We start from the raw sequence: 25,286 nt of genomic DNA, 5'->3' as shown, positions 1-25,286 counted from the left end.
GGACCGTCGTGAGAGCGCGAATGCGCCTGCTCGTACACTTGTTCGATGGCTCGGGAGATCGACTGGTCGAAGTGGCAGCGGACGCCGCGCGGCTGGGTGCGGGTGCCTCCGCAGGGATGCCCGGCGGGCCACCGGTGGACGACGAGCGGGCCGGGCCGGCCGTCGGAACGGTTCGTCACGTGCGGGTGCACGGTCGACCGGCACCACACGCTCTGGGTGTGCCCGACGTGCGGGATGCACTGCGCGGAGGGGTGCACGGACACGGAGCTCTGGGCGGGCACGACGGTGTCGTCGGGGATCGTCGGCAGCCGACGCGGGCTGGTGTGAGCGCGGCTGCCACGCATGGAGCGACCGGGCGACGCGGGTCGCGGGATAGTGGGTGGCATGAGGGGTCGGCTGGGCGTCGTCGTGCTGGTCGCCGTGCTGTGCGCGTCCTGCGCGTCGTCGCAGGCGAGCCGCGCGCCGACCACGGCGCCGACGGCGGCGTCGGCGGCTCCGAGCGCGGCACCGGTGACGGCCCCGCCGGTCGCGGACGTCCCCGACGCTCCCGTCGTCGCCCTGCCGCCGCCGGACTTCACGTCCTCCGTCTCCGAGATCACGCCGGAGCTGGCCGCTCGCATGGAACCGTCGTGGCGCCCGGGGTGCCCGGTCCCGCTGGAGGACCTCCGGTACGTCACGGTCACCCACCGCGACTTCGACGGCGCGAAGGTCCAGGGGGAGCTCGTGGTGCACGCCGATGCGGCGGAGGCGATGGTCACGGTGTTCCGCGCGCTGTTCGTGGCGGGCTACCCCGTCCGGTCGATGCGACTGGTCGACGACTTCGGCGCCAGTGACGACGCGTCGATGGACGCGGACAACACGTCCGCGTTCAACTGCCGGGCCATCACCGGCGGCACGGGCTGGTCGGAGCACGCGTACGGCCGGGCGATCGACGTGAACCCGGTGGAGAACCCGTACGTGTCGGGCTCGTCGGTGGGGCCCCGGGCGGGACGGGCGTTCGTGAGCCGTCCCGACAGCCCGGGGGTGATCCACTCCGGCGACGAGGTGGTCGCCGCGTTCGCCGCGGTCGGGTGGCTCTGGGGCGGCGACTGGGACTCCCCGGTGGACTACCAGCACTTCTCGCCGTCGGGACGGTGAGCCGAGCCGGGACGCCGAGCCGAGCCGGGCCGGGCCGCCGAAGCGACAGGGCCAACCTCAGCCGAGCCGCGCGTCCACCTCCGCCATGCGCCGCTCGGCGATGAGTCGCACGGTCGCGGCGCTCAGCGGCGCGTCGGCGTCGAACTGCAGGGTTGCGCCGGACAGCTTCCCCTCGTCGAGCACCCCGGCCAGCGACGTCGCCAGCGGCGGGCTCATGAGGTGCAGGCTGCAGTGCGTCCTCGCGACGGACAGTGCGACGAGCCCGGTCCCGCGGTACCGGATCGTGGGCACCTGGTACGAGATGACCTGCTCGGCGTCGGGGACGACCTCGAGCAGCCGGTCGCGCACGAGGCGCAAAGCCGCGCCCTGCTCGGGCGGGACGGCGTCGAGGTACTCCTCGACGGTGGTGGCGGGGTAGCCCTCGCGGACCATGGCTCCTCCTGGGGATGCACGACACGCCGATAGTGCGCAGGGTAGGGCGGCGCCACGAGGTGTGCGACCCCAGGAGCGGTCTGGACACCCGAGGTCTCGCCCAGCGGACCTCGGGTTGCACCGCGGGCCCGGACCTGAGCACGGTGGAGACGTCCGATCGAGCCGCCCGCGAGGGTGGCGCCACCGGCAACCGAGAGGAGAGCCTTGTGCTCACCCTGACCGACACCGCCCGTACCGCTGTCCACACGCTCACGACGAAGGCCGGTCTGCCCGACGAGACCGGAGGCCTGCGGATCGCGCAGCAGGAGGCCGGCGGCTTCGCGCTGGCGCTCGTCCCGGAGCCGTTCCCGGGCGACGACGTCGTGACCGACGGGTCGACCCGGGTGTACGTGGATCCCGAGGCGTCCGTGACGCTCGCCGACCAGCGCCTGGACGTGGAGCCGGCCCCGGACGGCACGATGTTCACGCTCGGCCCGCAGTGACGACGCGAACGAACGACGCGAGCGTGAGGCGGGCCTAGGAGCCCGCTCGGGCCGACGACGACGGCGAGGACCCTTCCCCCTCCGAGGTCCTCGCCGTCGTCGTGCACGCAGACGTGACGACGGCCCGACGCGAGCGCGTCGGGCCGTCGTGTCGTGCACCAGGTGGTCAGGCGCCGCCGAGGAGCTGCTCGAACGACGGCACCGCGTCGTAGAGCCCCACGGGTGCGGACGGCTCGCGGTCGGCGACCATCTCGGCGAGCTCCCGCCCGGCGCGACGGATGCGCTGGGGGAGCGGGTTGACGTCGTCGCCGCCCCCGTCGGCCCAGTCGTCGGTGGCCGCGAACACGGCGGTCCCGGCGACGTCGGCCCGCAGGTACGCGAACAGCGGGCGCAGCGCGTACTCCAGCGCCAGCGAGTGCCGGCCGGTGCCGCCGGTCGCGCCCACGAGCACGGGCCGCCCGACGAGGGCGTCCTTGTCGAGGATGTCGACGAACGACTTGAACAGCCCGGAGTACGACGCGGAGAAGATCGGCGTGACGGCGATGACGCCGTCGGCGGCGGTGACCTTCTCGAGGACGTCCTTGAGCGGGCCGGAGGCGAAGCCGGAGAGCGTCATGTTGACGACCTCGTGGGCGACGTCGCGCAGCTCCACGTGCTCGACCTGCGCGGTGATGCCGCGGGCGGCGAGCTCGGTGACGGTGGCGTCGGCGAGGCGGTCGGCCAGCAGGCGCGTGGACGACGGCTGGGACAGCCCGGCCGAGATGACGACGATGGAGCGGGTGCTCATCGTGAAGCCTTTCCCGAACATCAAGAAGAGAGCGAGTCTTCGGCGCGAAGACCGGTGAAGGTGTCCTCGGCGACGACCTGCTCGTGCACCGTACCCGCGGCCTTCGCTGCGGCGACACGGGAGGCGTGCGACGGGGGGTTCGCCGGCACGTGCGCCGGGCGGGCGGACTCGGCCTCGGCGCGCAGCACCGGGACGACCTCGGTCGCGAGGATGTCGATCTGCTCCAGCACGGTCTTCAGCGGGAGGCCCGCGTGGTCCATGAGGAACATCTGCCGCTGGTAGTGCCCGACCTGGTCGCGGAACTTCCCGTAGCGGTCGATGACCTGCTGCGGGCTGCCGACGGTCAGCGGGGTGTCGCGCACGAAGTCCTCCATCGACGGTCCGTGCCCGTAGACGGGCGCGTTGTCGAAGTAGGGCCGGAACTGCTTCACGGCGTCCTGCGAGATCTTGTTCATGAACACCTGCCCGCCGAGCCCGACGATGGCCTGGTCCGCCTGCCCGTGCCCGTAGTGCTCGTAGCGCTCGCGGTAGAACTTCACCATCTGCGCGGCGTGCTCGAGCGGCCAGAAGATCGCGTTGTGCAGGAAGCCGTCACCGTAGTAGGCGGCCTGCTCGGCGATCTCGGGGCTGCGGATCGAGCCGTGCCACACGAACGGCGGGACGCCGTCGAGCGGCCGCGGGGTCGACGTGAAGCCCTGCAGCGGGGTGCGGAACTTGCCCTGCCAGTCCACGACGTCCTCCTCCCAGAGGCGACGCAGCAGCGCGTAGTTCTCGATGGCCAGCGGGATGCCCTGGCGGATGTCCTGGCCGAACCACGGGTAGACGGGGCCGGTGTTGCCGCGGCCCATCATGAGGTCCATGCGGCCGTCGGAGATGACCTGGAGCATCGCGTACTCCTCGGCCAGCCGGACCGGGTCGTTCGTGGTGATCAGAGTGGTCGCGGTCGACAGGATGATGTTCTTCGTCGTGCCCGCGAGGTAGCCGAGCATGGTGGTGGGCGACGAGGGGACGAACGGCGGGTTGTGGTGCTCGCCGGTCGCGAAGACGTCCAGACCCGCCTGGTCGGCGTGCTGGGCGATGGTGAGCATGTTGCGCACCCGCTCCGTGTCGTCCGGCGTCCGGCCGGTCGTCGGGTCGGTGGTGACGTCGCCGACGGTGAAGATCCCGAACTGCATCTCGCGCCTCGCTCAGTGAAGAAGGTTCATGCGTTTGCATGTACTTGCCGCTCAACAGGGGGCACCCGCAACCTATTCCCGCCAGTCCCCGACGGGCACGTGTCCAGGTCCGGATCGGTCGGGTGACCCGCGAGCCCCGATGAGCCGTAGCCCGAGGCGCCCTATAACGTGGGTCGGACACCGGCCGGCTGGGGAGGGCGACTCGGGGTGAGCGAGCAGATCAGGGTGCTGGTCGTCGAGGACGACGCCGACACCGCGCAGTACGTGCGCACGGTGCTGGAGCGTCGCGGCGGCATGGACGTGACCGTCGTGCACGAGCCGATGTCCGCACTCGCGGAGGTCGCAGCGAACACGTTCGACGTGGTGCTGACGGACATCCAGATGCCCGGCATGAGCGGGCTCGAGCTGCTGGTGGAGCTGCGCTCGCGCGCGGCCGGCACCCCCGTCGCCGTCATGACGGCGTTCGCCAGCGTGGACTACGCCGTCGAGGCGCTGCGTCGCGACGCCGACGAGTTCCTGGTCAAGCCCGTCGCCGCCGCGACCCTCCTGGAACGGATCACCGCGCTCGCGGTCGAAGGTCGCGCGAAGCGCGCCGCCGAGGGCCCCACGGAGACCGTGCTCGCCGTGGGGGCGCACCCCGACGACGTGGAGATCGGCGTCGGCGCGACGCTCGCGTCCCACCGTGCGGCCGGTGACACCGTCGTCATCCTCACGCTGTCCAGCGGGGCCATCGGGGGAGACGTGCAGCTCCGTCGCCACGAGGCGCTCGCCGCGGCCGGCGTCATCGGGGCGCGCCTCTACCTGCACGACTACGAGGACACGCGCCTCGACCCCGCGGGCGGCGTCATCACGACGATCGAGGAGCTCATCCGGGAGGTCGAGCCCTCCGTCGTCTACACGCACACCGAGCACGACCGGCACCAGGACCACCGCGCGGTCCGGCAGGCCGTCGACGTCGCCGCCCGCCGCGTCCCGTCGCTCGCGTGCTTCCAGAGCCCGTCGTCGACCATCGACTTCCGGCCCACCCGCTTCGTCCCCGTGGACGGGTTCATCGAGGCCAAGCTGCAGATGCTGGCGGCCTTCGAGTCGCAGTCGCACCGCGACTACATGGATCCGGACCTCGTGCGCGCCACCGCCCGCTACTGGTCGCGGTTCGGCGGCGGCCAGCAGTACGCCGAGCCGCTGGAGATGGTGCGCGCGGCCGCGATGCTCAGCACCAAGGCGAGGGCGGCCGGCGTCACCGCAGCCCCCGCGTCCGACATCGTCGACGAGCGCGGAGGTCACGCATGAGGGTCCTGGTCACGGGTGCCGGAGGGCCCGCGGGGGTCGCTGTGATCCGCTCGCTGCTCCGCCGCGGAGACGTCGAGGTGATCGCCGCGGACATGGACCGGTGGGCCAGTGCGCTGTACCTGGTGGACGCCGGGTCCCGGCACCTCGTGCCCGCCGGCCGGGCCGAGCACTTCGTCGACGTCGTGCGGGGGATCTGCCGCGACGAACGCGTCGACGTGCTCTTCCCGACGGTCGACGTCGAGCTGCCCAAGCTCGCCGCCGTGCGTGACGAGCTGCTGGCCGACGGCACCATCCTCGCGTCGCCCGCGCTGCACACGCTCGAGACGTGCCTCGACAAGCTGGCGCTCGCCGCCGCGTGCGCCCGGACGGTGCGGGTGCCGCGCACCGAGCTGGTCGGCACACCGCAGGCGGTGTCCGGCTGGGACTTCCCCGTCATCGTCAAGCCCCGCCGCGGCGCCGGGTCGCGCGGGGTCCGGCTCGTCGGGACGCAGGCCGAGCTCGACGCCGTGCACGACGCCGAGGAGGACCTGCTGGTCCAGGAGCTCCTGCCCGGCGACGAGTACTCGGTCGACGTCCTGGCGGGGCTCGACGGCCGGGTGATCGCGGCGGTGCCGCGCGCGCGGCTGCGGGTGGACTCCGGGGTCGCGGTCGCCGGGGTGACCGTGCACGACGACGAGCTGATCGAGACCGCCTCGGCGGTGGCCCGCGCGATCGGGCTCACGACGGTCGCCAACGTCCAGCTCAAGCGGGACGCCGACGGTTGCCCGGCCCTGCTCGAGGTGAACCCCCGGTTCCCGGGCGCGATGCCGCTGACCATCGCGGCGGGCGTCGACATGCCGTCGCTCACGCTCGACGCCGTCCTCGGCCGGCCCGTGCCCGACCACGTCGACTTCCAGGAGATCGCGAACGTGCGGTACCTGGAGGACGTCTTCCTCCCGATCGCCGACATTCTCCCCGCCCCATGAGGGCAGTCCGGTGAGGAGCCCGTCCCTCGACGGCGACCACCACGTCCACTCGACGTTCTCCGACGACGCCGTCAGCACCCCCGCCGAGAACCTCGCCGCCGCGCAGGCCGTGGGGCTGCGCACGATCCGCATGGTCGACCACGTGCGGGTGTCCACGACGTACGTCCCGGAGTTCCTCGCGGCGGTCCGTGCCCTGCCGGCCGTCGACGGCCTGACGGTGCTCACCGGTGTCGAGGCGAAGATCCTCGACGCGTCCGGCGCCGTCGACGCCCCGCCCGAGGTGCTCGCCTCCCTCGGCGCACCCCACGGGCCCGACCGTGTCCTGCTCGCCGACCACCAGGTCCCGGGCCCGGACGGCCCGTGGAGCCCACGGTCGACCCGGGAGCGGATCGAGGCGGGGCTGGACCCCGCGGACGTGGTCGAGATGCTGGTCACGGCCACGATCCGTGCGATGCACGCCGTCGGGCGCGCGCAGCTGGCGCACCCGTTCTCGATCCTGCCGAAGATCGGGCTCACCGAGGCTGCCGTCCCGGACGAGCTGCTGGACGCGCTCGCGGTCGCCGCGGTCGAGACGGGCACCCCCGTCGAGGTCAACGAGAAGTGGCACTGCCCGAGGACCCACGTCACCGGCCGGCTGCGCGCCGCCGGGGTGCTGCTCGTCGCGTCCACCGACGCGCACCAGGCCGCCGACGTCGGCTCCTACGACTGGGTGCGCGGATGAGCGATGTCGGGCAGAGCGTCCTCGTCGCGGTCCTCGTCGCCCTCGTCGGCATCGGTGCCATCCCGGTGCTCGCGGGGCTCTACCAGTACCTGCTCGTCCCCGTGCACGCGTTCCGCAACCACCTGCGCGACGCCGCGCCGCACCTGCCGCGCGTCGTCGTCATCGTGCCCGCCTGGAACGAGGGCGCCGTGCTGGCGGCCTCGCTCGACCGGCTGATGAGCCTGCAGTACCCGCCGGACCGGTTGAGGGTCTTCGTGGTGGACGACGCGAGCACGGACGACACCCCCGACGTGGTCCGGGCCAAGGCGGTGCAGTACGACGACCGCATCGTGCACCTGCGTCGCGAGCAGGGCGGCCAGGGCAAGGCCCACACCCTCAACCACGGCATCCGGTACGCCCTGGCGGACGACTGGATGCAGGCGCTGCTCATCATGGACGCCGACGTCATCTACCGCCCGGACTCGCTGCGTCGCATGGCCCGGCACCTCGCCGACGAGAAGGTCGGGGCCGTCACCGCGTTCATCCGGGAGGGCAGCGGCCGGCCGGGCAGCGTGGCCCGCTTCATCGGGTACGAGTACGTGACCGCGCAGGCCGCCGCCCGGCGCGCGCAGAACATCATGGGTGCCATGGCGTGCCTCGCGGGCGGTGCGCAGCTGCACTCGCGCGAGAACCTCGAGGCGGTCGGTGGGCAGGTGGACACCTCCACGCTCGCCGAGGACACGTACACCACGTTCCTCACGCAGCTCAGCGGTCGTCGCGTCGTGTTCGAGCCGGCCGCCGTCGTGCTGGCGGAGGAGCCGGACACGGTCACCGCGCTGTGGAAGCAGCGGGTGCGCTGGGCCCGGGGCAACGTGCAGATCACCCGCAACTTCCGGCGCGTGTGGTTCCGGCCGTCCCGCACGCACAACCTCGGCAACGTCGACTTCGGGATCATCTGGTTCGCGATCTACCTGCTGCCCGTCGCGATGGGGTTCGCGGCCGTGGGCCTGGTCGGTCTGTACTTCGTCGCCGAGGTGACGGCGACGCAGGTGTTCCAGGGCTTCTGGTGGGTCGCGGTGACCGCCTACGTGTTCATCACCGCGGTGACCCTGCTGCTCGACCGGGAGACCGCGCGCCGCTCCTGGGTGCAGGGGCTCGTCTTCCCCGGGCTCGGCGCGCTGGTGGTGATGAGCGCCGCCTGGTTCCCGAACCTCTGGGAGGAGCGGATCCCCGCGCTGCTCGGACTCGAGATGTCCCAGACCGGCAGGATGGTGTGGACGCTGACGCTCTACTCGTGGTCGGTCATCGCGATGGCGCTGGCCTGGGTGGTCAAGCTGCTCGAACGGTCCCGTGCCGTGCGGTGGCTCGCCACGCCTCTGCTGTACGTGGTGGGCTTCGGTCCGGTGCTGTGCGCGATCACCCTGGACGCGTACGTCAAGCAGGCGCGGGGGGCGACCGCGGTGTGGGACAAGACCGAGAAGACGGGACGGGTGATGGGATGAGCGGTTCTCACCGGGCGGCCCCGGGCGACGACGCCCGGTGGTGGGCGACGCTGACGCCCGACGCCCTCGACGACGAGATCCGGTCCAACCGGCGCTCCGAGCGACGCCTGCTGGTGGTCGTCGCCCTGGTCTCGCTGGCGATCACGGCCGCTGCGCTCCTGCTGCACGGCGGTGTGGCGTGACCCCCCGCGTGCTGATCGTCGACGACGAGCCCGACGAGCTCGCGCTGATCACCCGGCACGTGCGCCGGCTCGGCCACGACGTGGTGGCCGTGAAGAGCGCCGAGGAGGCGCTGGCCAGTCCTGAGCTCGACTCCGTGGACGTCGCCATCGTCGACCTGCGGCTCCCCGGGATGGGGGGCTGGGAGCTCATCGACGTGCTGCGCGTGCGCCGTCCCGAGCTGCCCGTCGTGGTGACGTCGGTCCTGGACGCCGACGACTACCCGCACGTCGAGGCCTGGCTGCCGAAGCCGTTCTCCGGTGACGGTGTCCAGGCGGCGCTGGCGCGGGTGCTGGGCGGCGCACCGTGAGCCCCGCATGACCGAGCTCTGGTCCAACGAGCGCGCAGACCTGGTCACCATGGGCTCGCGCTACATGCGCCGGCTCGCGCGCCACCTGGGGCCGGACGGCGGGGTGGTGGAGCGTCAGCTGCCGTTCGTCGGGGTGTTCCTGGTCGCGCTGCTCAGCCTCCTGATCCCCGGGGTCCTCGTCGCCAGCCAGCGCGACGTCGTGATCGCCGCGCTGCTCACGGTCGCGCAGCTCGTCCTGGCGCGGTTCCTGCCGTGGGCCCGGTGGCCCGAGGGGCGTCAGGACATCCTGCCGATCATCCAGCTCGTGGCCGTCGCGTTCCTGCGCGCCGGTACGGGCGGCCCGGGCTCGCCGTACACCACCATCGTGTTCTTCCCCGTGATCGCGCTCGCCTCCCAGCGGGACCGGCGCGGGATCTGGCTCGCGGGGCTCGGCGTGGCGGGCGTCGTCCTGTCGCCCGTCCTGCTCACGTCGACGTTCAGGCTGACCGTGGACACGGTGGTCCGGACGCTGTTCGTCTCGCTCGTCGCGCTGGTGGTCGCCGCCACGGTCCACGAGATCACCGCCCGCCTGCGGGCCCGCAGCAACGCCCTCCTGTCGCTGCAGATGGACCAGGCCGTGCTCCTCGACCGTGCGCGGGCCGACGCCGCCTCGCTCGCCCGCGTCGCCGACCAGCGCCGCGCCGCGCGGGACGCCCTGGTCTCGGTGATCGACTCCGCGACCGAGCAGGCCATCATCGCGACCGATGCCACGGGCCTGGTCGAGGTCTTCAACGCGGGTGCGGAACGGCTGCTCGGGTACGGGCAGGGCGAGGTGGTCGGTCGGCTGCGCCTGACCGACTTCCACGACCGCGAGGAGCTGGAGGCGCGGCGCACGGTGCTCTTCGCCGACGACTCCCCGATCGACCACCCGCAGACCCTCGTCGACGCGCTCGTCGCACCGGCCCTGGCCGGTCGTCCGGAGGTGCGCGACTGGACCTACGTGGCGCGGGACGGGTCGCGCATGACCGTCCGGCTCGCGGTGACGCGGCGCTCCGAGGCGGACGGCACCACGACGGGGTATGTCGTCGTCGCCTCCGACGTGACCTCCGAGCGCGAGGCGTCGCGCCTGCAGGACGAGTTCGTCAGCCTGGTCAGCCACGAGCTGCGCACACCCCTGACGTCCGTGCTCGGCTACCTCGAACTCCTCACGGACGGCACCGACCCGCTCACGGACGAGCAGCGCGAGTACCTCACCGTGATCGAGCGCAACGCCCGCCGGCAGCTGCGGCTCGTGGGCGACCTGCTGCTCAGCGCCCAGGTGGACGCCGGCCGCTTCTCGATCTCGCCGCAGCGCATGGACCTCGCCGACGTCGTGCACGCGGCGGTCGACGCCGCGAAGCCGGTGGCCGACGCGGCGGGGGTCACGCTCGCGGTGACCGCGCGGGAGACGCCGCTGAACGGGGACCCGGTACGGCTGGGGCAGGCCGTCGACAACCTCGTCTCGAACGCGATCAAGTTCACGCCGTCGGGAGGCACGGTGTGGGTGGGGGTGACGTCCCGCGGCCCGCAGGGCTCGGAGGGTGCGGAGGTCGTCGTCTCGGACACCGGCATCGGCATCCCGCCCGACGAGCTCTCCCACCTGACCACCCGGTTCTTCCGGGCGTCGACGGCCACCCGGCGGGCCATCCCGGGCGTCGGGCTCGGGCTGTCGATCACCAAGGCGGTGGTCGACGCGCACGGCGGGTCGCTGTCGATCACGAGCACCGTCGGCGAGGGGACGGCGTTCACGATCTCGCTCCCCGCGACCCCGCCCGGCTGAGCGGGCGTACTTCCCGGTAACTTCGGACATCCCGGGATGTATCAGACGGGGGACCGGCGTCCCTTCCTGCCCGTGCGTCGATGACGGCGCAGGACAGGACGACGAAGGAACCCCCATGACCATCCTCAGCTCGCCGATCGACGCGGACTACCGCCCCGCCACCACCGTGGCCGTCGCGGCGCTCACCGGCGCCGGCGTCCCCGTTCACCTCCCGGGAACCGAGGCGTACGCCGCCCTCACCGGTACCAGCAACCTCACCAAGGCGATCCGGCCCGTCGCCGTCGTCCCCGTGCGTGACCCCGCGGACGTCACCCGCACGGTCCGGGTGGCTGCGACGGCCGGGCTGCGGGTCGCGGTCCAGAGCACCGGGCACGGCGCGACGGAGAGCATGCAGGACGCGATCCTCGTGAGCACCGCGGCCCTCGACGAGCTCACCGTGGACGCCGACGGGCGCTGGGCCCGGATCGGAGCAGGCGTGCGGTGGGCAGCCGTCCTCGAGGCCTGCGCACCCCACGGGCTCGCCGCGCTGGCCGGCTCCTCACCGGACGTGGGCGTCGTCGGCTACCTGACCGGTGGTGGGCTCGGCCCGGTCGCCCGCACCCACGGGCTCGCCTCGGACACGGTCCGTGCGTTCGAGGTGGTCACCGGGGACGGCGTCGCCCGTCGCGTCACCGCGACGAACCACCCTGAGCTGTTCTGGGGCCTGCGCGGCGGCAAGGGGACGCTCGGCATCGTCACCGCCGTCGAGATCGACCTCGTCGAGCAGGCGGAGCTGTACGCGGGCGCGCTCTGGTTCGCCGGTGCCGACGCCGCCGCGGTGGTCCGCACGTGGAGCCGGTGGTGCGACGTGCTGCCCGAGGAGGGCACCACGTCGCTCGCCGTGATGCGTCTGCCGGACCTGCCGTTCGTCCCCGAGCCGCTGCGCGGCACCACGTCCGTCAGCGTGCGGTTCGCGTGGACGGGTGTCCCGGCCGTCGGCGAGGAGATGATCCGGGCGGTCCGCTCCGTCGCGACCCCCCTGATCGACACCGTGCAGGTCATCCCCTACGCGGCGCTCGGCGCCGTGCACACCGACCCCACGGACCCGCTGCCGCTGCACGAGCACCACAGCCTGCTCGACGCGTTCCCGCTGGAGGCCGCCGACCGGCTGCTCGAGCTGGTGGGTCCCGACGCGCGCTGCGCCCAGGTGATGGTGGAGGTCCGTCAGCTCGGCGGCAAGGTGCTCGACGACGGCGGCGTGCCCAGCGCGTTCCCGTACCGGGACGCGGCGTTCTCCCTGTTCACGATCGGCATCATGGTCCCGGAGGTCGCCCAGGTGGTCACGCAGGACACCGCGCGCGTGCACGACGGGCTCGCGCCGTGGGTGCGCGACGGTGGCCTGCCGAACTTCACCGACGGCGCAGGCCCGCAGTGGGCGCAGCGGGTGTTCACGCCCGCGGTCGCACGACGCCTGCAGACCCTGTCGATGGTGTACGACCCCGACGCGGTGCTGCTCGCGGCCCGCGGCGTCCGGTCCTGACGCTAGGGCTGCTCGGGCGCCACGAAGAACGTGATCGAGACGTTCGTGCTGTCGGTGAACTGCGCGGACGTCGCCCCGACCAGCGGGCTCACCAGGGCCGCGACCGCGAACGCGAGCGCGACGCCGAGCCGCACGAGGCCGCCGCGGTCCACGGACAGGAAGCCCCGCCGCGGGGTGGGGTCCTCGGGGGCGGGAGGCTCAGTCGAGGAGGAGCTCATCGACCCTCCTGTCCGTGAGGTCCGTCCTGGGGGTGGGACGGTCGCGGCGGGCACGTCGCGCGTCACCCATCGCGAGCAGCTCGAGCGTAGCGAGCGCGAGCAGCGGAGGTACGAGCATCACGGCGCGCCCCTGCGCGGACCCGGCCCACTGCAGCACCCAGCCCCAACCCTCGTGCACGGCCAGCTGGACACCGCGGATGCGCCCGATCGGGGTCGCGTTGACGTCGGCCTCCGCGTTGGCGTCGCCCTTGGTCACGACGTACGACTTGGTCAGACGTTCTCCGTTGGCGTCGACCTTCGGCACCATGCGGCCGGTCGCCTCGTCCTGCCGGAGGTCGGGCAGCTTGCGCAGCGCGACGATCCGGTGCGTGACCAGCTCGTCGGACCCCGTGGGCCAGAACGAGATGACCTGCCCGACCTTCAGGTCGGACTCGTTCGAGATCGCCCGGAGCACGACGGCGTCGCCCGCCTCGAACTTCGGCGCCATCGATCCCGACGTCACGATGAGGATCCGCTGCTGGTGCATCTGGAACCACAGCGGCACCGCCAGCGACGTCGCGTACGCGAGGCCGCACACGACGACGACCGTCCACAGCGCGACACCGAGGACCCGCCGCCACGCCGGCTTCGGGGCACGAGAGCGCCGCCGACCGGTCGCGCGCGGCGCGCGTCGGTCGACGGCTGGGGCGTCTCGTCGCCCGTCCGACCAGGAGGTCATCGAGCTCAGTTGTTGGCAGTCTGCTCGGCGTTGAAGATCAGGTCGAGCTCCACCGCGGAGTCCTGGTACGCGTTGTCGGCCGCGATGGGGAAGTCGACCTGGAAGCAGAGCCACTCGCTCGCACCGGCGGGCAGGCTGCGGTCACCCGTGTCAGGCCCCATGGTCGGGACGCCCACCAGCGGCGTGGCTGCGCCCGGCCAGTCCTCGCCGACGCCCGGGTTGTTGATCGGGGTGACGGCGGCGACGCCGGCCGCCGAGCAGGCGTTCTCGGACGTGACCGGGTACACCGTGAGCGCCAGGATGTCGCGGAGGTCGCCAGGGGTGGCCGGCGGGTCGAGGACGGGGTCGTCCTCGGGGTTCGTCGTCGGCGTCGCGAAGTACGAGATCGCGTACCGCAGCTGGAGGGAGCCGTTGCTCTGGACCTGCAGCGGCGTGAACGTCGAGTCCCCGGGTGCGAGGTTCTGCGGCGAGAACGCGAACGGCACCGCGTCGCCGATCTCCAGGTCGACCGTGCCGCTCTCGATGGTGGCGGACTGCGCGTCGTTGTCGGTGAAGATGGCCGACGTCGTCAGCGTCGTGGCACCGACCGCCGCCAGGCCGACGATCGCCACCGTCGTCCAGAGTCGCCGTCGCCGCGGTGCGTCGTGGTGCACCGGCGCCGGGTCGATCATCTCTTGCAGCAGGTCGTCCATCATGTGGGAACCCCCCTTAGGTGAAAAGAGTGTTATCGGCATCCGTGCGCCCGACTTGAGCCGAACGCACGATACTCACCCGTTCGTGTCACCCGTGCCAGGTGACCTCGGCGGACGCTGGTGGCGTGTCGTGGCCGGACGCGTCGGGGCGACCGCGACGCCACCTCGGGCACCTCCCCGGTCCCGGCGCGGCCGCGGCACCGACGGGGCGAGCCGCAGGTCGTCGGCAGGCACGGCCTGCGAGTACAGGAAGCCCTGCGCCTGGTCGACGCCGAGCCGACGCAGGATGAGGGCGGTGGGCTCGTCCTCGACGCCCTCGGCGACCACCCGCAGGTCGAAGGAGTGGGCGAGGTCGACCATGGCCTGCACGACGACCTCGGACCCCTCGCGGCCGTCCACCCCGAGGTCCGAGACGAACAGCCGGTCGATCTTCAGCTCGTCCACCGGCAGGTCCCGCAGCTGGGAGATCGACGTGTTCCCGATCCCGAAGTCGTCGATGGCCACGCGGATCCCCAGCGCACCGAGCCGCTCCAGGACAGGCACCACCCGGGACGGGTCCGCGACGAGGGCGGTCTCCGTGATCTCGACCTCGAGCAGGTCCGCCGGCACGGTGTGCTCCTCCAGCAGCGACTCGATGAGGTCCACGACGGCCACGGTGGTGACGTCGTGCGCGGACAGGTTGACCGCGACGGGCGTCGCGCGGCCCTCGGCGCGCCAGGCGGCGAGCTGCGTCACGCACTCGGTCAGCGCGTACCGCGTGACGTCGTGGATGAGCCCCGACTGCTCGGCCAGCGGGATGAACGTCGTGGGCGGCAGCACCCCGCGCGTCGGGTGCACCCAGCGCATCAACGCCTCGAGGCCCACGGTCCGGCCCGTCGCCAGCTCGATCTTCGGCTGGTAGTGCATGCGCAGCTCGCGTGGGGCGCCCGGCGCGGGGGTCAGCGCGCGGTGCAGGTCGCCGAGCAGCACGAGGCGCGCGGGCGACGAGTCGTCCTCGTCCGCGGAGTAGACCGAGACGCCGGTGCGGTGGTGCTTGGCCGCGTACATCGCGACGTCCGCGGTCCGCATGAGCGACGACGGGTCCGTCGCGTGGTCGGGCAGGCACGCGACGCCGACGGACGTGTCGACGTGCAGGGGCAGCTCACCGAGCATGAACGGCGGGACGAACAGCCCGCGCACGCGCCGGGCCAGCCGTTCGGCGTTCGCGACGGAGCGGACGTCGGGCAGCAGGATCGCGAACTCGTCGCCACCGAGCCGGGCGACGACGTCGTCGTCCCGCAGCGCGCCGCGCAGCCGCTCCGCGACCTGCTCCAGCAGCTCGTCGCCACGGTCGTGTCCGAGCGAGTCGTTGATGTCCTTGAACCGGTCGATGTCCAGGAGCATGAGCCCCACGCGCGAGCCGGTCTCCTCCGCCTCGAGGATCGTGCGGCGCATCCGCTCCGCGAGCATGCGCCGGTTGGGCAGGCCCGTGAGCGAGTCGAGGAGCGCGAGGCGGGCGTTCTCCAGGGCTGTGGCCTGCAGCCGGCGGGACGCCGTCCACACCGTCCGGAACAGCACCATCCACAGCGCGAGCAGGCCGATCGCCACGACGAGGGCCAGGGTGCGGACCGCCTCGGACAGCGCGGCGCCCGCGGCGGTGTGGTCGAGCATCACCTCGGCGGCGCCGATCACCGTGCCCTCGCGAGCCGGGTCGGGGTCGGCCACGACGTCGGCCTGCACGGGCACGTAGACGTCCAGGACCTGCAGCTCCGTGCCGCCGCCGTCCCCGGCGTCGGCGCCGCGCACGTCCGTGATCACGCGCGCGCTCGGCTCACCGCCCGTCGTGACGAGGTCGAGCCGGTCGCCGTCGGGGAACCCGGTCTCCGTCTTCTCCGCCGAGCTGTAGATGAGGGAGCCGTCGAGCGACCAGAGCCGCAGCTCCACGAGCCGCTCGCCGAACCCGGAGGTCGCCACCTCGACGGCGTCCTTCTGGGCCTGGTCGAGGTTGTCCGGGAGCACGAAGGAGTCGGTCGGCACGGTCGCCGCGGCGTAGGTCGTGACGGTCTCCGCGGTCGCGATCCCGTCGCGCACCGACTGCTGGCTCATCACGCTCCACGTGACCCACACCAGCGCGCACCCGAGCACGCCCATGGCGACGCTGCTGATGACCGCGAACGACCGCGTCAGCGGCCAGCGGCGGCGGACGGCTCTTGGCACGTGGACCTCACGAGCTGGGGCGAGCGCGGCTCGGGAGGGCCGCGCTCAGGCGAGAGTATGCGGAAGATGTGCCGCGCGACGACAGGCCAGGTCAGCGCGTTGCGTTCGCGGGTCAGGAACTTCTGCGGGCCGGCCACGGTTACACCCGACGCCCCACCCATCCCAGGAGGATCCGATGACGTACGAGGTGTCCAAGACCGACGAGCAGTGGGCCCTGGAGCTGGAGCCGCAGGAGTTCGCGGTGCTCCGCCGCGCCGGGACCGAGCGGGCGTGGACCGGCGAGCTGCTCGACGAGAAGAGAGAGGGTGTCTACCGCTGTCGGGCGTGCAGCAACGAGCTGTTCCGGTCCGACACCAAGTTCGACTCGCACTGCGGCTGGCCCAGCTTCTTCTCACCCCTGGCCGGCGACCGCGTCGAGCTGATCTCCGACCGCAGCCTCGGCATGGTCCGCACGGAGGTGCGCTGCGCGAGGTGCGGGTCGCACCTCGGGCACGTCTTCGACGACGCGCCGCAGACCCCCACCGGCGACCGGTTCTGCATGAACTCGGTGAGCCTGACGTTCGAGCCGGCGGGTTCCTAGTCCACCCTTCCGGGGTGTCCGTCGGCGCGCCGAGAAGGACACCCCGGACGTGTGACGTCCAGATGGTCGACACGTGTGAAGTCCGGCCCCGCGGATGCCGATAATGCACACGTGGAAGATGTCCTGACGGTGCGACGGTGGAGGCGCTACGGCGCCGACCGTCTCTATGTCACGCAGGAGAGCGGTGCCCGGGTCGGCTCGGTCGACCTGCAGTCCGGTGAGGTCGTCGTCGACGACCCGCTGCACGAGGCCGGCCTGCGTCGCGCCGCGCAGGCGTACCTGCGCGCGGACGTCGCCGAGCTGGCGATGTCGCTGCCGAACCCCAGCGCGGCCCTCGACCCCGTGGACGAGTCGGCCCTGCAGGCGTGGCTCGGCGGGGACGACTGGGACTCGATCGACCTCGCGGCGATCCGCGGCGAGCGCGGCAGCTCCGTGCGGACGCGGCTCGAGCGGATGGGCGACGAGGGCTGGCAGGTCGTCCACGACGTCCCGCTCGGCCGGCAGGGCAGCATGGTCGAGCACCTCCTCATCGGTCCGGCCGGGATCTTCACGCTCGCCGAGCGGCGGCACCCCGGCCAGCGCGTCGTCGTCGAGGGCCGCACCATCGCCGTCGACGGGCGGTCCATGTCCTACCTGCGGGATGCGCGCCTCGAGGCCACCCGGGTGCAGGGCGCCCTGCTCGCCGCGGCGTGCGCGGCGATCACGGTGCGCGGTGTCGTCGTCGTGCACGGCGATCTCGAGGTGCGCACGGTCCAGCCGCAGCACGACGCGTTCGCCATCGCCCGCCAGGACGTGCAGACCGTGTTCCGCGCCATGCCGGTCCGGCTCGACCCCGCCCGGGTCATGGCGATCGCGCACGTCGCCCGCCAGCGCGCGACCTGGTCGCGCTGAGCCGCACACTGGGTGTTGACACCCGATCCTTGCGGTGATCTGCTGAAACGCTTCCCTCTGCTCGGGTGGCGATGCGGCGGTTTCGGTAGGGGTCCCGTCAGGATGTGACCGTGGTCGACGAACAGTTCCGCCAGCTCGAGCGCGAGCTCGGCCTCCTCCTGCGGCGTGCCCAGGCTTCCTCCGCCTCGATCTCTCGGGACGTGCACCCCGACCTCGAGCCCGCCGCCTACTCGCTCCTCGCGCTCATCGCGGCGTCCCCGGGCGTGCGGGCGAGCGACCTGGCCCTGACGATCGGGGTCGGGCGGGGCACGATGTCCCGGCAGCTCGCCCGGCTCGGCACCCTCGGGCTCGTGTCGCGTCGCCCCGACCCCGACGACTACCGGGGCCAGCTCCTCGAGCTCACCGACGAGGGCCTGCGTCGCTTCGAGACAGCTCAGCAGGCGCGGCGCGCGTTCCTGCGCCAGGCGCTGGACGCGTGGGCCGCGTCGGACATCGAGGCGCTCGCGACGCAGCTGGGCCGTCTGAACGAGGACCTCGCGGCGGCCCGCCGGGCGCACTGAGACCCGGCCCCCAGCACAACAGCGCCGCCCGGTCGGAGGGGCCGGGCGGCGCTGTTGCGGGGTGCGGTCGGATCAGCTGCGCGCGGCCGCCTTCTGCTCCGCGTCGAGCGCGTCGAGCTCGGCGTCCACGTCGACCTGGCCGGCCGTCGGAGCCTCGCCCTCCTGCTCCAGCAGCTGCTCGATGCCCGAGCGGGTGCCCAGGGGCACCTCCTTGAGGAACAGGACCGCGACCAGCGAGATGAGCGCGACCGGCGCGGCGACGAGGAACAGGTCGGCGATGGCGTTGCCGAACGACTGCTCGACGACGATCCGCACGTTCTCCGGGAGCGTGGACAGGTCCGGGATCGCCCCGGCGGAGCCCATCGCGGACGGGTCGATGCCGAGGGCGACGAGGCCGCGGGCCATGAGGTCGGTGACCCGGTGGGAGAGGACGACGCCGAGCGCGGACACACCGAGCGCGCCGCCGAGCGTCCGGAAGAACGCCACGGTCGACGTCCCCGAGCCGATCTCGCGGACGTCCAGGGTGTTCTGCACGGCGAGCACGAGGTTCTGCATGAGCATCCCGACGCCCGCGCCGATGATCACGAGGTAGAGGGACACCAGCGTGAACGACGTGTCGAAGTGGATGGTGCCCATGAGGCCGAGGCCCGTGGTGAGCAGGACGGCGCCGGCGACCATGAACTTCTTGTACTTCCCGGTGCGGCTGATGATCTGGCCGGAGACCGTCGACGAGAGCAGGAGGCCGACGATCATCGGGATGGTCAGCAGACCGGACTGGGTGGGGGTCTTGCCGCGCGCCAGCTGCATGTACTGGCTGAGGAAGACCGACGTGCCGAACAGGGCGACACCCACGGCGATGCTGGCGACGACGGACAGCACCAGGGTGCGGTTCCGGAAGAGGTGCAGCGGGATGATCGGCTCGCTCGCGCGCGACTCGACCCAGATCGCGGCGGCGAGCGTCAGCAGGGAGACGCCGACCATCGCGGCGGTCTGCCACGAGGCCCAGTCGAACGACGTGCCCGCGAACGTGATCCAGAGCAGCAGCGTCGCGATGCTGACGGACAGGAGCGTCGCGCCGGCGTAGTCGATCGTGACCTTGCGGGCCGTGCGTGCGGGCAGGTGCAGCGTGCGCTGGAGCACGATGATCGCAGCCAGCGCGAACGGCAGGCCGAGGAAGAAGTTCCAGCGCCAGCCGGCGCTGTCGGTGATGACGCCGCCGAGCAGCGGGCCGCCGACCATGCCGATGCCCATCACGGCGCCCATGAGGCCCATGTACCGGCCGCGCTCGCGGGGGCTGATGATGTCCGCGATGAGGACCGTGCCGAGCGCGGTGAGGCCACCGGCGCCGATGCCCTGCAGGGCGCGCATGCCGATGAGCATGCCGGTGTCGTGGGAGAGCCCGGCCAGGGCCGACGAGATGACGGAGATGGCCAGCGCGAGCTGGATGAGCAGCTTGCGGTCGACGAGGTCGGCCAGCTTGCCCCAGATCGGCGTGGAGATCGTCGTGGTGAGCAGGGTGGCGGTGACCACCCACGTGAACGCCGACTGCGTGCCGTCGAGGTCGGAGATGATCCGCGGCAGCGACGAGGACACGACGCTCGTCGCGAGGATCGAGACGAACATCCCGAGCAGGATGCCGGACAGGGCCTCGAGGACCTCGCGGTGGGTCATCTTCGGGGTCGGCGTGCTCTCCGCCGTGCTGGTGGGTTCTGGCGTGGTGGTGCTGGACATGGTCTCGCTCTCGTGGTGACGGCGGTGCTGGCTGGGGAGGTTCAGGCGGGGGTGAGGACGGCCTCGGCGGGGGCGAGGTCGGCGATCGTGGCGGTCAGCCGGTCGAGGGTCGCGCGGGCGTCGAGCAGCTCCTGCGGGGACCAGTCGGCGAACACCTCGTGGGCGCGCCGCTCCAGGACGGCGGCGATCTCGACGGCCAGCGAGCGGCCGGCGGGGGAGAGGCGGACGGTGCGGACGCGACGGTCGCCGTGGTCGACCGCGCGCTCGACGAGGCCGTCGTCGACGAGCTGGCTGACCTGGCGGCTGGCCACCGAGATGTCGACGCGGAGGATGTGCGCGAGGTCGCTCACCTGCAGGGTGCCGCGACGCTCGAGGATCCGGACGATCGCGAACGCGCCCTTGGAGCAGCCGACCTCGCGGGCGACCCCGAGCGACGACTCGCGCAGCGCGCGGCTGAAGGCCTCGACGGACCGCAGCAGCAGCTGCGGCGGGGCCTCGGGCGGGACGGACGGCATGGCACTCCTCTTTGTTGCTCGTAGCAACCATAAGTTCAACACTTGCTTCAAGCAACTGATGGTCGTGAGTATTCCGTCACACAGCGACCACACAGCGACGCGGCCGGACCCGTGGAGTGGTCCGGCCGCGTGCGGTGGTCTGGTCAGGCGGGGGAGGAGCTCCCCCGACGGGTCCGGTCGACCTTGACGCCCTCCATGTCCTCCAGCTCGATGCCCTTGGTCTCGGGCACCTTCCAGAGCGTGAAGAAGAAGGACAGCGTCGCGAAGATCGCGTACATGAGGTACGGGATCGATGCCCCGAACGCATCGAGCATCGGCGGGAACGACACGGTGATGAGGAAGTTCGCGACCCACTGCGCGGCGGCCGCGACGCCGAGGGCGGCCGCGCGGATGCGGTTGGGGAACATCTCACCCAGCAGGACCCAGACGAGCGGACCCCAGGTCGCGCCGAAGAAGACCACGAACAGGTTGGCCGCGACCAGGGCGATGACGGCCCACGGGCCGTCCAGCGTCAGGTCGTCGCCCGTGCCCGTCGACTGCGTGAAAGCCAGCGCCATGAGGCCGAGCGTCACCGCCATGCCGAACGAACCGGTGAGCAGGAGCGGTCGGCGGCCGACCTTGTCGATGAGCGCGATGGCGATGAACGTCACGAGCACGTTGGTGACCGACGTGATCGTGGAGATCATGAACGACTGGCTCTCCTCGAACCCGACCGCCTGCCACAGCGTCGTCGAGTAGTAGAAGATCACGTTGATGCCGACGAACTGCTGGAACACCGACAGCAGGATGCCGATCCACACCACGGGCAGCAGCCCGAACCGCGGACCCTTCAGGCTGGCCTGGGACTCGAGCTTCTTGTCCGTCTCGATGGTGTGCTCGATCTGGACGATGTGCGCCTCGACGTCGTCACCCTCGGGGAGCGTCGTGGCCAGCACCTTCTTGGCCTCCTCGCGCTTTCCGGTGGCGATGAGGTAGCGCGGCGACTCGGGGATCCGCAGGGCGAGGATGCCGTACACCGCGGCCGGGATCACCGCGACGATGAACATCCAGCGCCATGCCTCGAGGCCCAGCCACAGGTCCTCGGACGCCCCGCCCGCCGACGTGGCGAGCAGCTGGTCGGAGAGCAGGGCCGCGAAGATACCGAGCGTGATCGCGAGCTGCTGGAGCGAACCCAGCCGGCCGCGCATCGCCGCCGGGGCGATCTCGGCGATGTACGCCGGCGCGATGACCGACGCGATGCCGATGCCGATACCGGCCATGACGCGCCACAGGACCAGGTCCCAGACCCCGAACGCGATACCGGACAGGATCGAGGAGACGAAGAACAGGACCGCGCCGAGGAACATCACCCGGGTCCGGCCCCAGCGGTCGGCGAGCTTGCCGCCCAGCCACGCGCCGAACGCGCAGCCCAGCAGGGCGATGGCGACGACGAGGCCGGTGACCGCGGGGTCGATCTCGAACTCGCCCTCGATCGCGTCGACCGCACCGTTGATGACCGAGCTGTCGAACCCGAACAGGAACCCACCGACGGCGGCCGCGACCGCCAGGCCGATGGCCTTGTTCTTGTAGGGGTGCGGCGGAATTGCAGCCCCTCCCGTCGCCCCCTGCGGCGACCCTGACGCGTCGGACATGGTCTGCACCTCCGTGAGCCGCCCGAGCCGCTCCCGGGGCGATGATCCCCACCCTGGCCCTGACCGGGTGAGTGCGCACGTCGGAGGCGTGCCTGGTAGCCGCAGGCCGACGAGCGAGGCAAGATCGTCCGATGGACGGCACAGGTGGAGCGAAGCGCCCTCGGCGTCCCGCCATGCTCGACCCCGCACAGGCCGAGGAGCTTCCCGGCGGCTACGACCCGGCCCTGCGCAACGAGGCGGCGCACACGACCGCGGCGGCGCTCGTGCACCAGGGTCGTGCCAACACCGACCCCGAGGTCGTCGCCCGGCTGGTCTCGCTCGTCGAGCGCGAAGGTCTCGACGTCGTCGCCGCCCTGTGGTCCGAGAGCCAGGCCGACAGCCTCCCGGGCGCGCTCTGGCGGCTGTACGTGCTGCGCGAGTGGGTACGGCGGGACCCCGCGACGGTGGCGGACCGGTACCGCCTCGGCGTCGCGGCCGCACCCGTGCACGACGTCGTCGCCGGTGTGGCCGACGCCCCCGGACCGGCCGACGTCCTCGCGGTCGCCGACGCGGTGCTGTCCGGGGTCTACACGGGTGAGCTCGACGTCGCCCTGGAGCGCGCGGCGGCGTTCAGCAGGGTCCTGGCGACGGGTGCGGCCTTCGACGCCGACCACCTGGACGACGTCGACCCGTCGGCCGCCCAGCGGCTGACCCGCGGCGCCGCGTCCCTGGTGCGCACCGCGGAGGAGCTCGAGCACGCCGCGTCGCTGTGGCGGGCGGACCGGCTGGAGTGACGTCGCCCACGTCCGCACGGGTGAACGCGCAGGTCCGGGCCGGATAGCCGGGCCGCGGGGGAGTGATCACCCCGCCCGGACGGGTGGTCGGGCGTACGATGAGCGGCGACGTCGGGCCGCGGTAGCCCCGGGCTCCATCTCAAGCCGCTTCGAGCGGCCTCGCGCCGAGAGGCGCTCCGCGGTCCGGCGTCGCCCCCACGAGCAGGTACCCACGGACGTCGTCCGGCTGTCACCATGTGTCCATGCGCGCGTCGTCGTGCGTTAGGCATCCGAGCCACCGTGACCTAGCCTGATCCCCGCCCTTCCTCCCCCTCCTCCGGAGCCCGCTGTGCGCCTGCGCCTCACCCCGCGCGACACCACGTTCTTCGACCTCTTCGCCGCTCAGGCGATCCATCTCGTCACCGGCGCGAACCTGCTGGGCGAGATGCTCGGGGCCGACCGCTCCACCCGCAAGGAGATCGGCAAGCGCATCGCCGACGCCGAGCACGAGGCGGACGACGCGACGCACTCGATCATGCGTCGGCTGAACCAGACGTTCGTCACCCCGTTCGACCGGGACGACATCTACACGCTGGCCTCGAGCCTCGACGACTGCATGGACTTCATGGAGGAGGCCGCGGACCTCATCGTCCTGTACAAGGTCGACGCCCTGCCGGCGCGCGTCTCCGACCAGGTCCAGGTGCTCCAGCGCGCTGCCGAGCTCACCGCCGAGGCCATGCCCCGGCTGCGCTCGATGGACTCGCTGTCCGAGTACTGGGTCGAGGTCAACCGCCTGGAGAACCAGGCCGACAAGATCCACCGCAAGCTCCTGGCCCAGCTGTTCGACGAGGTCACCGACCCGATCCAGCTGATGAAGGTCAAGGAGATCGTCGAGAAGCTCGAGGACGCCGCCGACGCGTTCGAGAAGGTGGCGAACACCGTCGAGACCATCGCGCTCAAGGAGTCCTGAGCCCGGTGGAACTGGCGCTCGTCGTCGTCGTCGTCGCGTTCGCGCTCGGCTTCGACTACACCAACGGATTCCACGATGCGGCGAACGCGATCGCGACCTCGGTCTCGACGCGCGCGCTGACGCCCAGGGTCGCGCTGATCATGGCGGCGGTCTTCAACCTCGTCGGCGCACTGCTCGGCACCCAGGTGGCGACGACCATCGCCGAGGACATCATCAGCATCGGCAGCGTCAGCTCCGAGGAGGCGCTGATCATCGTGCTCTCCGGGCTGATCGGTGCGATCACGTGGAACCTCATCACGTGGTGGCTCGGGCTCCCGTCGTCCTCCACGCACGCCCTCATCGGTGGGCTGACCGGCGTCGGCATCGCGTCCGGTGTCACCGTGCACTGGGACGCGATCCTCGACAAGGTCGTCATCCCGATGATCTTCTCGCCGCTCGTCGGCTTCTCCCTGGCGTTCGGGCTGATGGTCGGGGTGCTCTGGCTGGTGCGGAACTCCGCGCCGGCCCGCACCATGCGCCGGTTCCGGCTCGCGCAGACCGCGTCCGCCGCCGCGATGGCTCTCGGGCACGGACTGCAGGACGCGCAGAAGACCATGGGCGTGATCATGCTCGCCCTCGTCGCGGGGGGTTTCTACACGCAGGGTGACGCCATCCCGCTGTGGGTCAAGCTGTCCGCGGCCGGCGCGATCTCGCTCGGCACCTACGCCGGTGGCTGGCGGATCATGCGCACCCTCGGTCGCAAGATCATCGAGCTCGACCCCGCACGCGGCTTCGTCGCCGAGTCCGTCGCCGCGTCCGTCCTCTACGCCAGCGCCTACTGGCTGCACGCGCCCATCTCGACCACGCACACGATCACCTCGGCGATCATGGGCGTCGGCGCCACCAAGCGGCTGTCCGCGGTCCGCTGGGGCGTCGCCAAGAACATCGGTGCCGCGTGGGTGCTGACCATCCCGATGGCCGCCCTCGTGGCGGCCTGCGTCTACTGGATCCTCAACCCCATCCTGACCTGACCGGCGACGCCCGGGTGTCGTCTCCCCGGGCCGCTGGTGGGCGACGTGCACGGCTAAACCTTTCGCAGGCTCCGTCCGGCTCTCTGGCCCCTTGTGCGCAGGAAAGCGCAATCCTACCCTCGGGAAACCGGTTGCTCACATGGTGGAACCAGCACGCGACGTCGGGTGCGGGCCGACCTGGAGCACGCGGCGCCCATGCGCACCGAGGCCCCTCCCCTGAGCTTCGAGGGACCGCTCGCTGCGCACGCGCACTCCCGCACTCTTCTCTCGAAGGCGAGGCAAGTGATGAGACGAGCAGTCACGGCACGACTGGTTGCGATCGGGGCCACGGTGGCCCTCGCGACAACGATCGGACTGGCCGCAGCGTCGACCGGCGCGCAGGCGGCGACCGGTGGGGTGACCGGTTTTGCGACGCAGAACGGTGGCACGACCGGTGGTGCCGGTGGTGCGACCGTGACGGCGTCGACCGGGACGGTGGTGCGACCGTGACGGCGTCGACCGGGACG

At 72.0% G+C, this 25,286-nt stretch carries 27 protein-coding genes; 17 read left to right on the top strand and 10 right to left on the bottom strand.

The genetic code is table 11. The features are described from left to right. The first annotated feature begins 45 nt into the window (after positions 1 to 45). Both ASF78_RS18215 and ASF78_RS18210 read left to right on the top strand, forming a co-directional pair. The gene (locus tag ASF78_RS18215) at positions 46 to 327 is read left to right on the top strand and encodes a hypothetical protein (RefSeq protein ID WP_056592903.1); all 282 of its coding nucleotides are present in this window, start codon (positions 46 to 48) and stop codon (positions 325 to 327) included. A gap of 57 nt (positions 328 to 384) precedes the next feature. Further along, positions 385 to 1,137 carry a M15 family metallopeptidase gene (locus ASF78_RS18210; RefSeq protein WP_056593975.1) on the top strand — a complete coding sequence of 251 codons (753 nt, stop codon included), beginning with the start codon at positions 385 to 387 and terminating at the stop codon, positions 1,135 to 1,137. Between the two features lie 57 nt (positions 1,138 to 1,194). Here the strand turns inward: ASF78_RS18210 and ASF78_RS18205 are convergent, their stop codons facing one another. Then, positions 1,195 to 1,569 (bottom strand): iron chaperone, encoded by a 375-nt coding sequence (locus tag ASF78_RS18205; protein WP_056592900.1) that lies wholly within the window; start codon positions 1,567 to 1,569, stop codon positions 1,195 to 1,197. Positions 1,570 to 1,775: 206 nt separating this feature from the next. Between ASF78_RS18205 and ASF78_RS18200 the strand changes: the two genes are divergently transcribed. After that, positions 1,776 to 2,051 carry a hypothetical protein gene (locus ASF78_RS18200; protein WP_056592898.1) on the top strand — a complete coding sequence of 92 codons (276 nt, stop codon included), beginning with the start codon at positions 1,776 to 1,778 and terminating at the stop codon, positions 2,049 to 2,051. Between the two features lie 166 nt (positions 2,052 to 2,217). On the opposite strand, the gene ASF78_RS18195 is transcribed toward ASF78_RS18200, so the two are convergent. Next, positions 2,218 to 2,838 carry an FMN reductase gene (locus ASF78_RS18195; RefSeq protein ID WP_056593973.1) on the bottom strand — a complete coding sequence of 207 codons (621 nt, stop codon included), beginning with the start codon at positions 2,836 to 2,838 and terminating at the stop codon, positions 2,218 to 2,220. Between the two features lie 20 nt (positions 2,839 to 2,858). Continuing rightward, positions 2,859 to 4,013 carry an LLM class flavin-dependent oxidoreductase gene (locus ASF78_RS18190; protein ID WP_056592896.1) on the bottom strand — a complete coding sequence of 385 codons (1,155 nt, stop codon included), beginning with the start codon at positions 4,011 to 4,013 and terminating at the stop codon, positions 2,859 to 2,861. 207 nt (positions 4,014 to 4,220) lie between these two features. Here ASF78_RS18190 and ASF78_RS18185 point away from each other — a divergent pair, with 207 nt between their 5' ends. The 8 genes from ASF78_RS18185 (at position 4,221) to ASF78_RS18150 (ending at position 12,316) form a co-directional block, all read left to right on the top strand. Then, complete coding sequence (locus ASF78_RS18185) at positions 4,221 to 5,303, top strand: response regulator (protein WP_056592894.1); 1,083 nt, start codon at positions 4,221 to 4,223, stop codon at positions 5,301 to 5,303. Continuing rightward, a complete protein-coding gene (locus ASF78_RS18180) occupies positions 5,300 to 6,268 on the top strand; it encodes an ATP-grasp domain-containing protein (protein ID WP_056592892.1) in 969 nt (322 codons plus the stop codon). Before ASF78_RS18185 ends, ASF78_RS18180 begins: the two co-directional genes overlap by 4 nt. A gap of 10 nt (positions 6,269 to 6,278) precedes the next feature. Beyond that, on the top strand, positions 6,279 to 6,989 hold the full coding sequence (locus ASF78_RS18175; RefSeq protein ID WP_056592889.1) for a PHP domain-containing protein: 711 nt from the start codon (positions 6,279 to 6,281) through the stop codon (positions 6,987 to 6,989). Continuing rightward, a complete protein-coding gene (locus tag ASF78_RS18170) occupies positions 6,986 to 8,470 on the top strand; it encodes a glycosyltransferase family 2 protein (RefSeq protein WP_056592886.1) in 1,485 nt (494 codons plus the stop codon). Before ASF78_RS18175 ends, ASF78_RS18170 begins: the two co-directional genes overlap by 4 nt. Further along, complete coding sequence (locus ASF78_RS18165) at positions 8,467 to 8,652, top strand: hypothetical protein (RefSeq protein ID WP_056592883.1); 186 nt, start codon at positions 8,467 to 8,469, stop codon at positions 8,650 to 8,652. Before ASF78_RS18170 ends, ASF78_RS18165 begins: the two co-directional genes overlap by 4 nt. Beyond that, the gene (locus ASF78_RS18160) at positions 8,649 to 8,999 is read left to right on the top strand and encodes a response regulator (RefSeq protein ID WP_056592880.1); all 351 of its coding nucleotides are present in this window, start codon (positions 8,649 to 8,651) and stop codon (positions 8,997 to 8,999) included. Before ASF78_RS18165 ends, ASF78_RS18160 begins: the two co-directional genes overlap by 4 nt. Positions 9,000 to 9,006: 7 nt before the next feature. Further along, complete coding sequence (locus ASF78_RS18155; protein WP_056592877.1) at positions 9,007 to 10,797, top strand: cell wall metabolism sensor histidine kinase WalK; 1,791 nt, start codon at positions 9,007 to 9,009, stop codon at positions 10,795 to 10,797. 115 nt (positions 10,798 to 10,912) lie between these two features. Continuing rightward, positions 10,913 to 12,316: an FAD-binding oxidoreductase gene (locus tag ASF78_RS18150; protein ID WP_056592874.1), complete on the top strand. Its 1,404-nt coding sequence runs from the start codon at positions 10,913 to 10,915 to the stop codon at positions 12,314 to 12,316. Between the two features lie 2 nt (positions 12,317 to 12,318). On the opposite strand, the gene ASF78_RS22480 is transcribed toward ASF78_RS18150, so the two are convergent. The 4 genes from ASF78_RS22480 to ASF78_RS18135 all read right to left on the bottom strand — a co-directional run bounded on the left by ASF78_RS22480 (position 12,319) and on the right by ASF78_RS18135 (position 16,140). After that, positions 12,319 to 12,534 carry a hypothetical protein gene (locus ASF78_RS22480; RefSeq protein WP_156374231.1) on the bottom strand — a complete coding sequence of 72 codons (216 nt, stop codon included), beginning with the start codon at positions 12,532 to 12,534 and terminating at the stop codon, positions 12,319 to 12,321. Continuing rightward, a complete protein-coding gene (locus ASF78_RS18145) occupies positions 12,515 to 13,252 on the bottom strand; it encodes a signal peptidase I (protein WP_082495185.1) in 738 nt (245 codons plus the stop codon). Before ASF78_RS18145 ends, ASF78_RS22480 begins: the two co-directional genes overlap by 20 nt. Positions 13,253 to 13,257: 5 nt before the next feature. Then, on the bottom strand, positions 13,258 to 13,947 hold the full coding sequence (locus tag ASF78_RS18140) for a TasA family protein (RefSeq protein WP_056592871.1): 690 nt from the start codon (positions 13,945 to 13,947) through the stop codon (positions 13,258 to 13,260). A 72-nt stretch (positions 13,948 to 14,019) separates the two neighbouring features. Beyond that, the gene (locus tag ASF78_RS18135) at positions 14,020 to 16,140 is read right to left on the bottom strand and encodes a bifunctional diguanylate cyclase/phosphodiesterase (RefSeq protein WP_235518696.1); all 2,121 of its coding nucleotides are present in this window, start codon (positions 16,138 to 16,140) and stop codon (positions 14,020 to 14,022) included. 175 nt (positions 16,141 to 16,315) lie between these two features. On the opposite strand from ASF78_RS18135, the gene msrB reads away from it, so the two are divergent. From msrB to ASF78_RS18120, 3 genes are all read left to right on the top strand, one after another. Continuing rightward, the gene (gene msrB, locus ASF78_RS18130; RefSeq protein ID WP_056592868.1) at positions 16,316 to 16,720 is read left to right on the top strand and encodes a peptide-methionine (R)-S-oxide reductase MsrB; all 405 of its coding nucleotides are present in this window, start codon (positions 16,316 to 16,318) and stop codon (positions 16,718 to 16,720) included. Positions 16,721 to 16,831: 111 nt separating this feature from the next. After that, positions 16,832 to 17,611: an NERD domain-containing protein gene (locus ASF78_RS18125; RefSeq protein WP_056592865.1), complete on the top strand. Its 780-nt coding sequence runs from the start codon at positions 16,832 to 16,834 to the stop codon at positions 17,609 to 17,611. Between the two features lie 110 nt (positions 17,612 to 17,721). Continuing rightward, entirely contained in the window at positions 17,722 to 18,171 is a 450-nt protein-coding gene (locus tag ASF78_RS18120) for a MarR family winged helix-turn-helix transcriptional regulator (protein WP_056593967.1), read from the top strand. A gap of 72 nt (positions 18,172 to 18,243) precedes the next feature. On the opposite strand, the gene ASF78_RS18115 is transcribed toward ASF78_RS18120, so the two are convergent. The 3 genes from ASF78_RS18115 to ASF78_RS18105 all read right to left on the bottom strand — a co-directional run bounded on the left by ASF78_RS18115 (position 18,244) and on the right by ASF78_RS18105 (position 22,048). After that, positions 18,244 to 19,902 carry an MDR family MFS transporter gene (locus ASF78_RS18115; protein WP_235518693.1) on the bottom strand — a complete coding sequence of 553 codons (1,659 nt, stop codon included), beginning with the start codon at positions 19,900 to 19,902 and terminating at the stop codon, positions 18,244 to 18,246. A 41-nt stretch (positions 19,903 to 19,943) separates the two neighbouring features. Then, positions 19,944 to 20,417, bottom strand: a complete 474-nt coding sequence (locus tag ASF78_RS18110) for a MarR family winged helix-turn-helix transcriptional regulator (protein ID WP_056592862.1) — start codon at positions 20,415 to 20,417, stop codon at positions 19,944 to 19,946. Positions 20,418 to 20,560: 143 nt separating this feature from the next. Next, entirely contained in the window at positions 20,561 to 22,048 is a 1,488-nt protein-coding gene (locus tag ASF78_RS18105; RefSeq protein ID WP_056592860.1) for a sugar porter family MFS transporter, read from the bottom strand. A gap of 173 nt (positions 22,049 to 22,221) precedes the next feature. On the opposite strand from ASF78_RS18105, the gene ASF78_RS18100 reads away from it, so the two are divergent. From ASF78_RS18100 to ASF78_RS18090, 3 genes are all read left to right on the top strand, one after another. Next, a complete protein-coding gene (locus tag ASF78_RS18100) occupies positions 22,222 to 22,821 on the top strand; it encodes a hypothetical protein (RefSeq protein WP_056592858.1) in 600 nt (199 codons plus the stop codon). 328 nt (positions 22,822 to 23,149) lie between these two features. Further along, a complete protein-coding gene (locus tag ASF78_RS18095; protein WP_055911795.1) occupies positions 23,150 to 23,770 on the top strand; it encodes a DUF47 domain-containing protein in 621 nt (206 codons plus the stop codon). 5 nt (positions 23,771 to 23,775) lie between these two features. Further along, positions 23,776 to 24,780, top strand: a complete 1,005-nt coding sequence (locus tag ASF78_RS18090) for an inorganic phosphate transporter (RefSeq protein ID WP_056592856.1) — start codon at positions 23,776 to 23,778, stop codon at positions 24,778 to 24,780. Positions 24,781 to 25,286: the final 506 nt, after the last annotated feature.

It is taken from the genome of Cellulomonas sp. Leaf334 (assembly GCF_001424195.1).
Taxonomy (GTDB): Bacteria; Actinomycetota; Actinomycetes; order Actinomycetales; family Cellulomonadaceae; genus Cellulomonas.
The sequence above is the reverse complement of the archived record's forward strand: the minus strand, read 5'-3'. Positions and strand labels throughout refer to the sequence as shown.

Coding starts and splice junctions, on each gene's coding strand:
- ASF78_RS18215 (WP_056592903.1), top strand. CDS start 46: ATGGCTCGGGAGATCGACTGGTCGAAGTGGCAGCGGACGCCGCGCGGC.
- ASF78_RS18210 (WP_056593975.1), top strand. CDS start 385: ATGAGGGGTCGGCTGGGCGTCGTCGTGCTGGTCGCCGTGCTGTGCGCG.
- ASF78_RS18205 (WP_056592900.1), bottom strand. CDS start 1,569: ATGGTCCGCGAGGGCTACCCCGCCACCACCGTCGAGGAGTACCTCGAC.
- ASF78_RS18195 (WP_056593973.1), bottom strand. CDS start 2,838: ATGAGCACCCGCTCCATCGTCGTCATCTCGGCCGGGCTGTCCCAGCCG.
- ASF78_RS18190 (WP_056592896.1), bottom strand. CDS start 4,013: ATGCAGTTCGGGATCTTCACCGTCGGCGACGTCACCACCGACCCGACG.
- ASF78_RS18180 (WP_056592892.1), top strand. CDS start 5,300: ATGAGGGTCCTGGTCACGGGTGCCGGAGGGCCCGCGGGGGTCGCTGTG.
- ASF78_RS18170 (WP_056592886.1), top strand. CDS start 6,986: ATGAGCGATGTCGGGCAGAGCGTCCTCGTCGCGGTCCTCGTCGCCCTC.
- ASF78_RS18165 (WP_056592883.1), top strand. CDS start 8,467: ATGAGCGGTTCTCACCGGGCGGCCCCGGGCGACGACGCCCGGTGGTGG.
- ASF78_RS18155 (WP_056592877.1), top strand. CDS start 9,007: ATGACCGAGCTCTGGTCCAACGAGCGCGCAGACCTGGTCACCATGGGC.
- ASF78_RS18150 (WP_056592874.1), top strand. CDS start 10,913: ATGACCATCCTCAGCTCGCCGATCGACGCGGACTACCGCCCCGCCACC.
- ASF78_RS22480 (WP_156374231.1), bottom strand. CDS start 12,534: ATGAGCTCCTCCTCGACTGAGCCTCCCGCCCCCGAGGACCCCACCCCG.
- ASF78_RS18145 (WP_082495185.1), bottom strand. CDS start 13,252: ATGACCTCCTGGTCGGACGGGCGACGAGACGCCCCAGCCGTCGACCGA.
- ASF78_RS18140 (WP_056592871.1), bottom strand. CDS start 13,947: ATGATGGACGACCTGCTGCAAGAGATGATCGACCCGGCGCCGGTGCAC.
- msrB (WP_056592868.1), top strand. CDS start 16,316: ATGACGTACGAGGTGTCCAAGACCGACGAGCAGTGGGCCCTGGAGCTG.
- ASF78_RS18115 (WP_235518693.1), bottom strand. CDS start 19,902: ATGTCCAGCACCACCACGCCAGAACCCACCAGCACGGCGGAGAGCACG.
- ASF78_RS18110 (WP_056592862.1), bottom strand. CDS start 20,417: ATGCCGTCCGTCCCGCCCGAGGCCCCGCCGCAGCTGCTGCTGCGGTCC.
- ASF78_RS18105 (WP_056592860.1), bottom strand. CDS start 22,048: ATGTCCGACGCGTCAGGGTCGCCGCAGGGGGCGACGGGAGGGGCTGCA.
- ASF78_RS18100 (WP_056592858.1), top strand. CDS start 22,222: ATGCTCGACCCCGCACAGGCCGAGGAGCTTCCCGGCGGCTACGACCCG.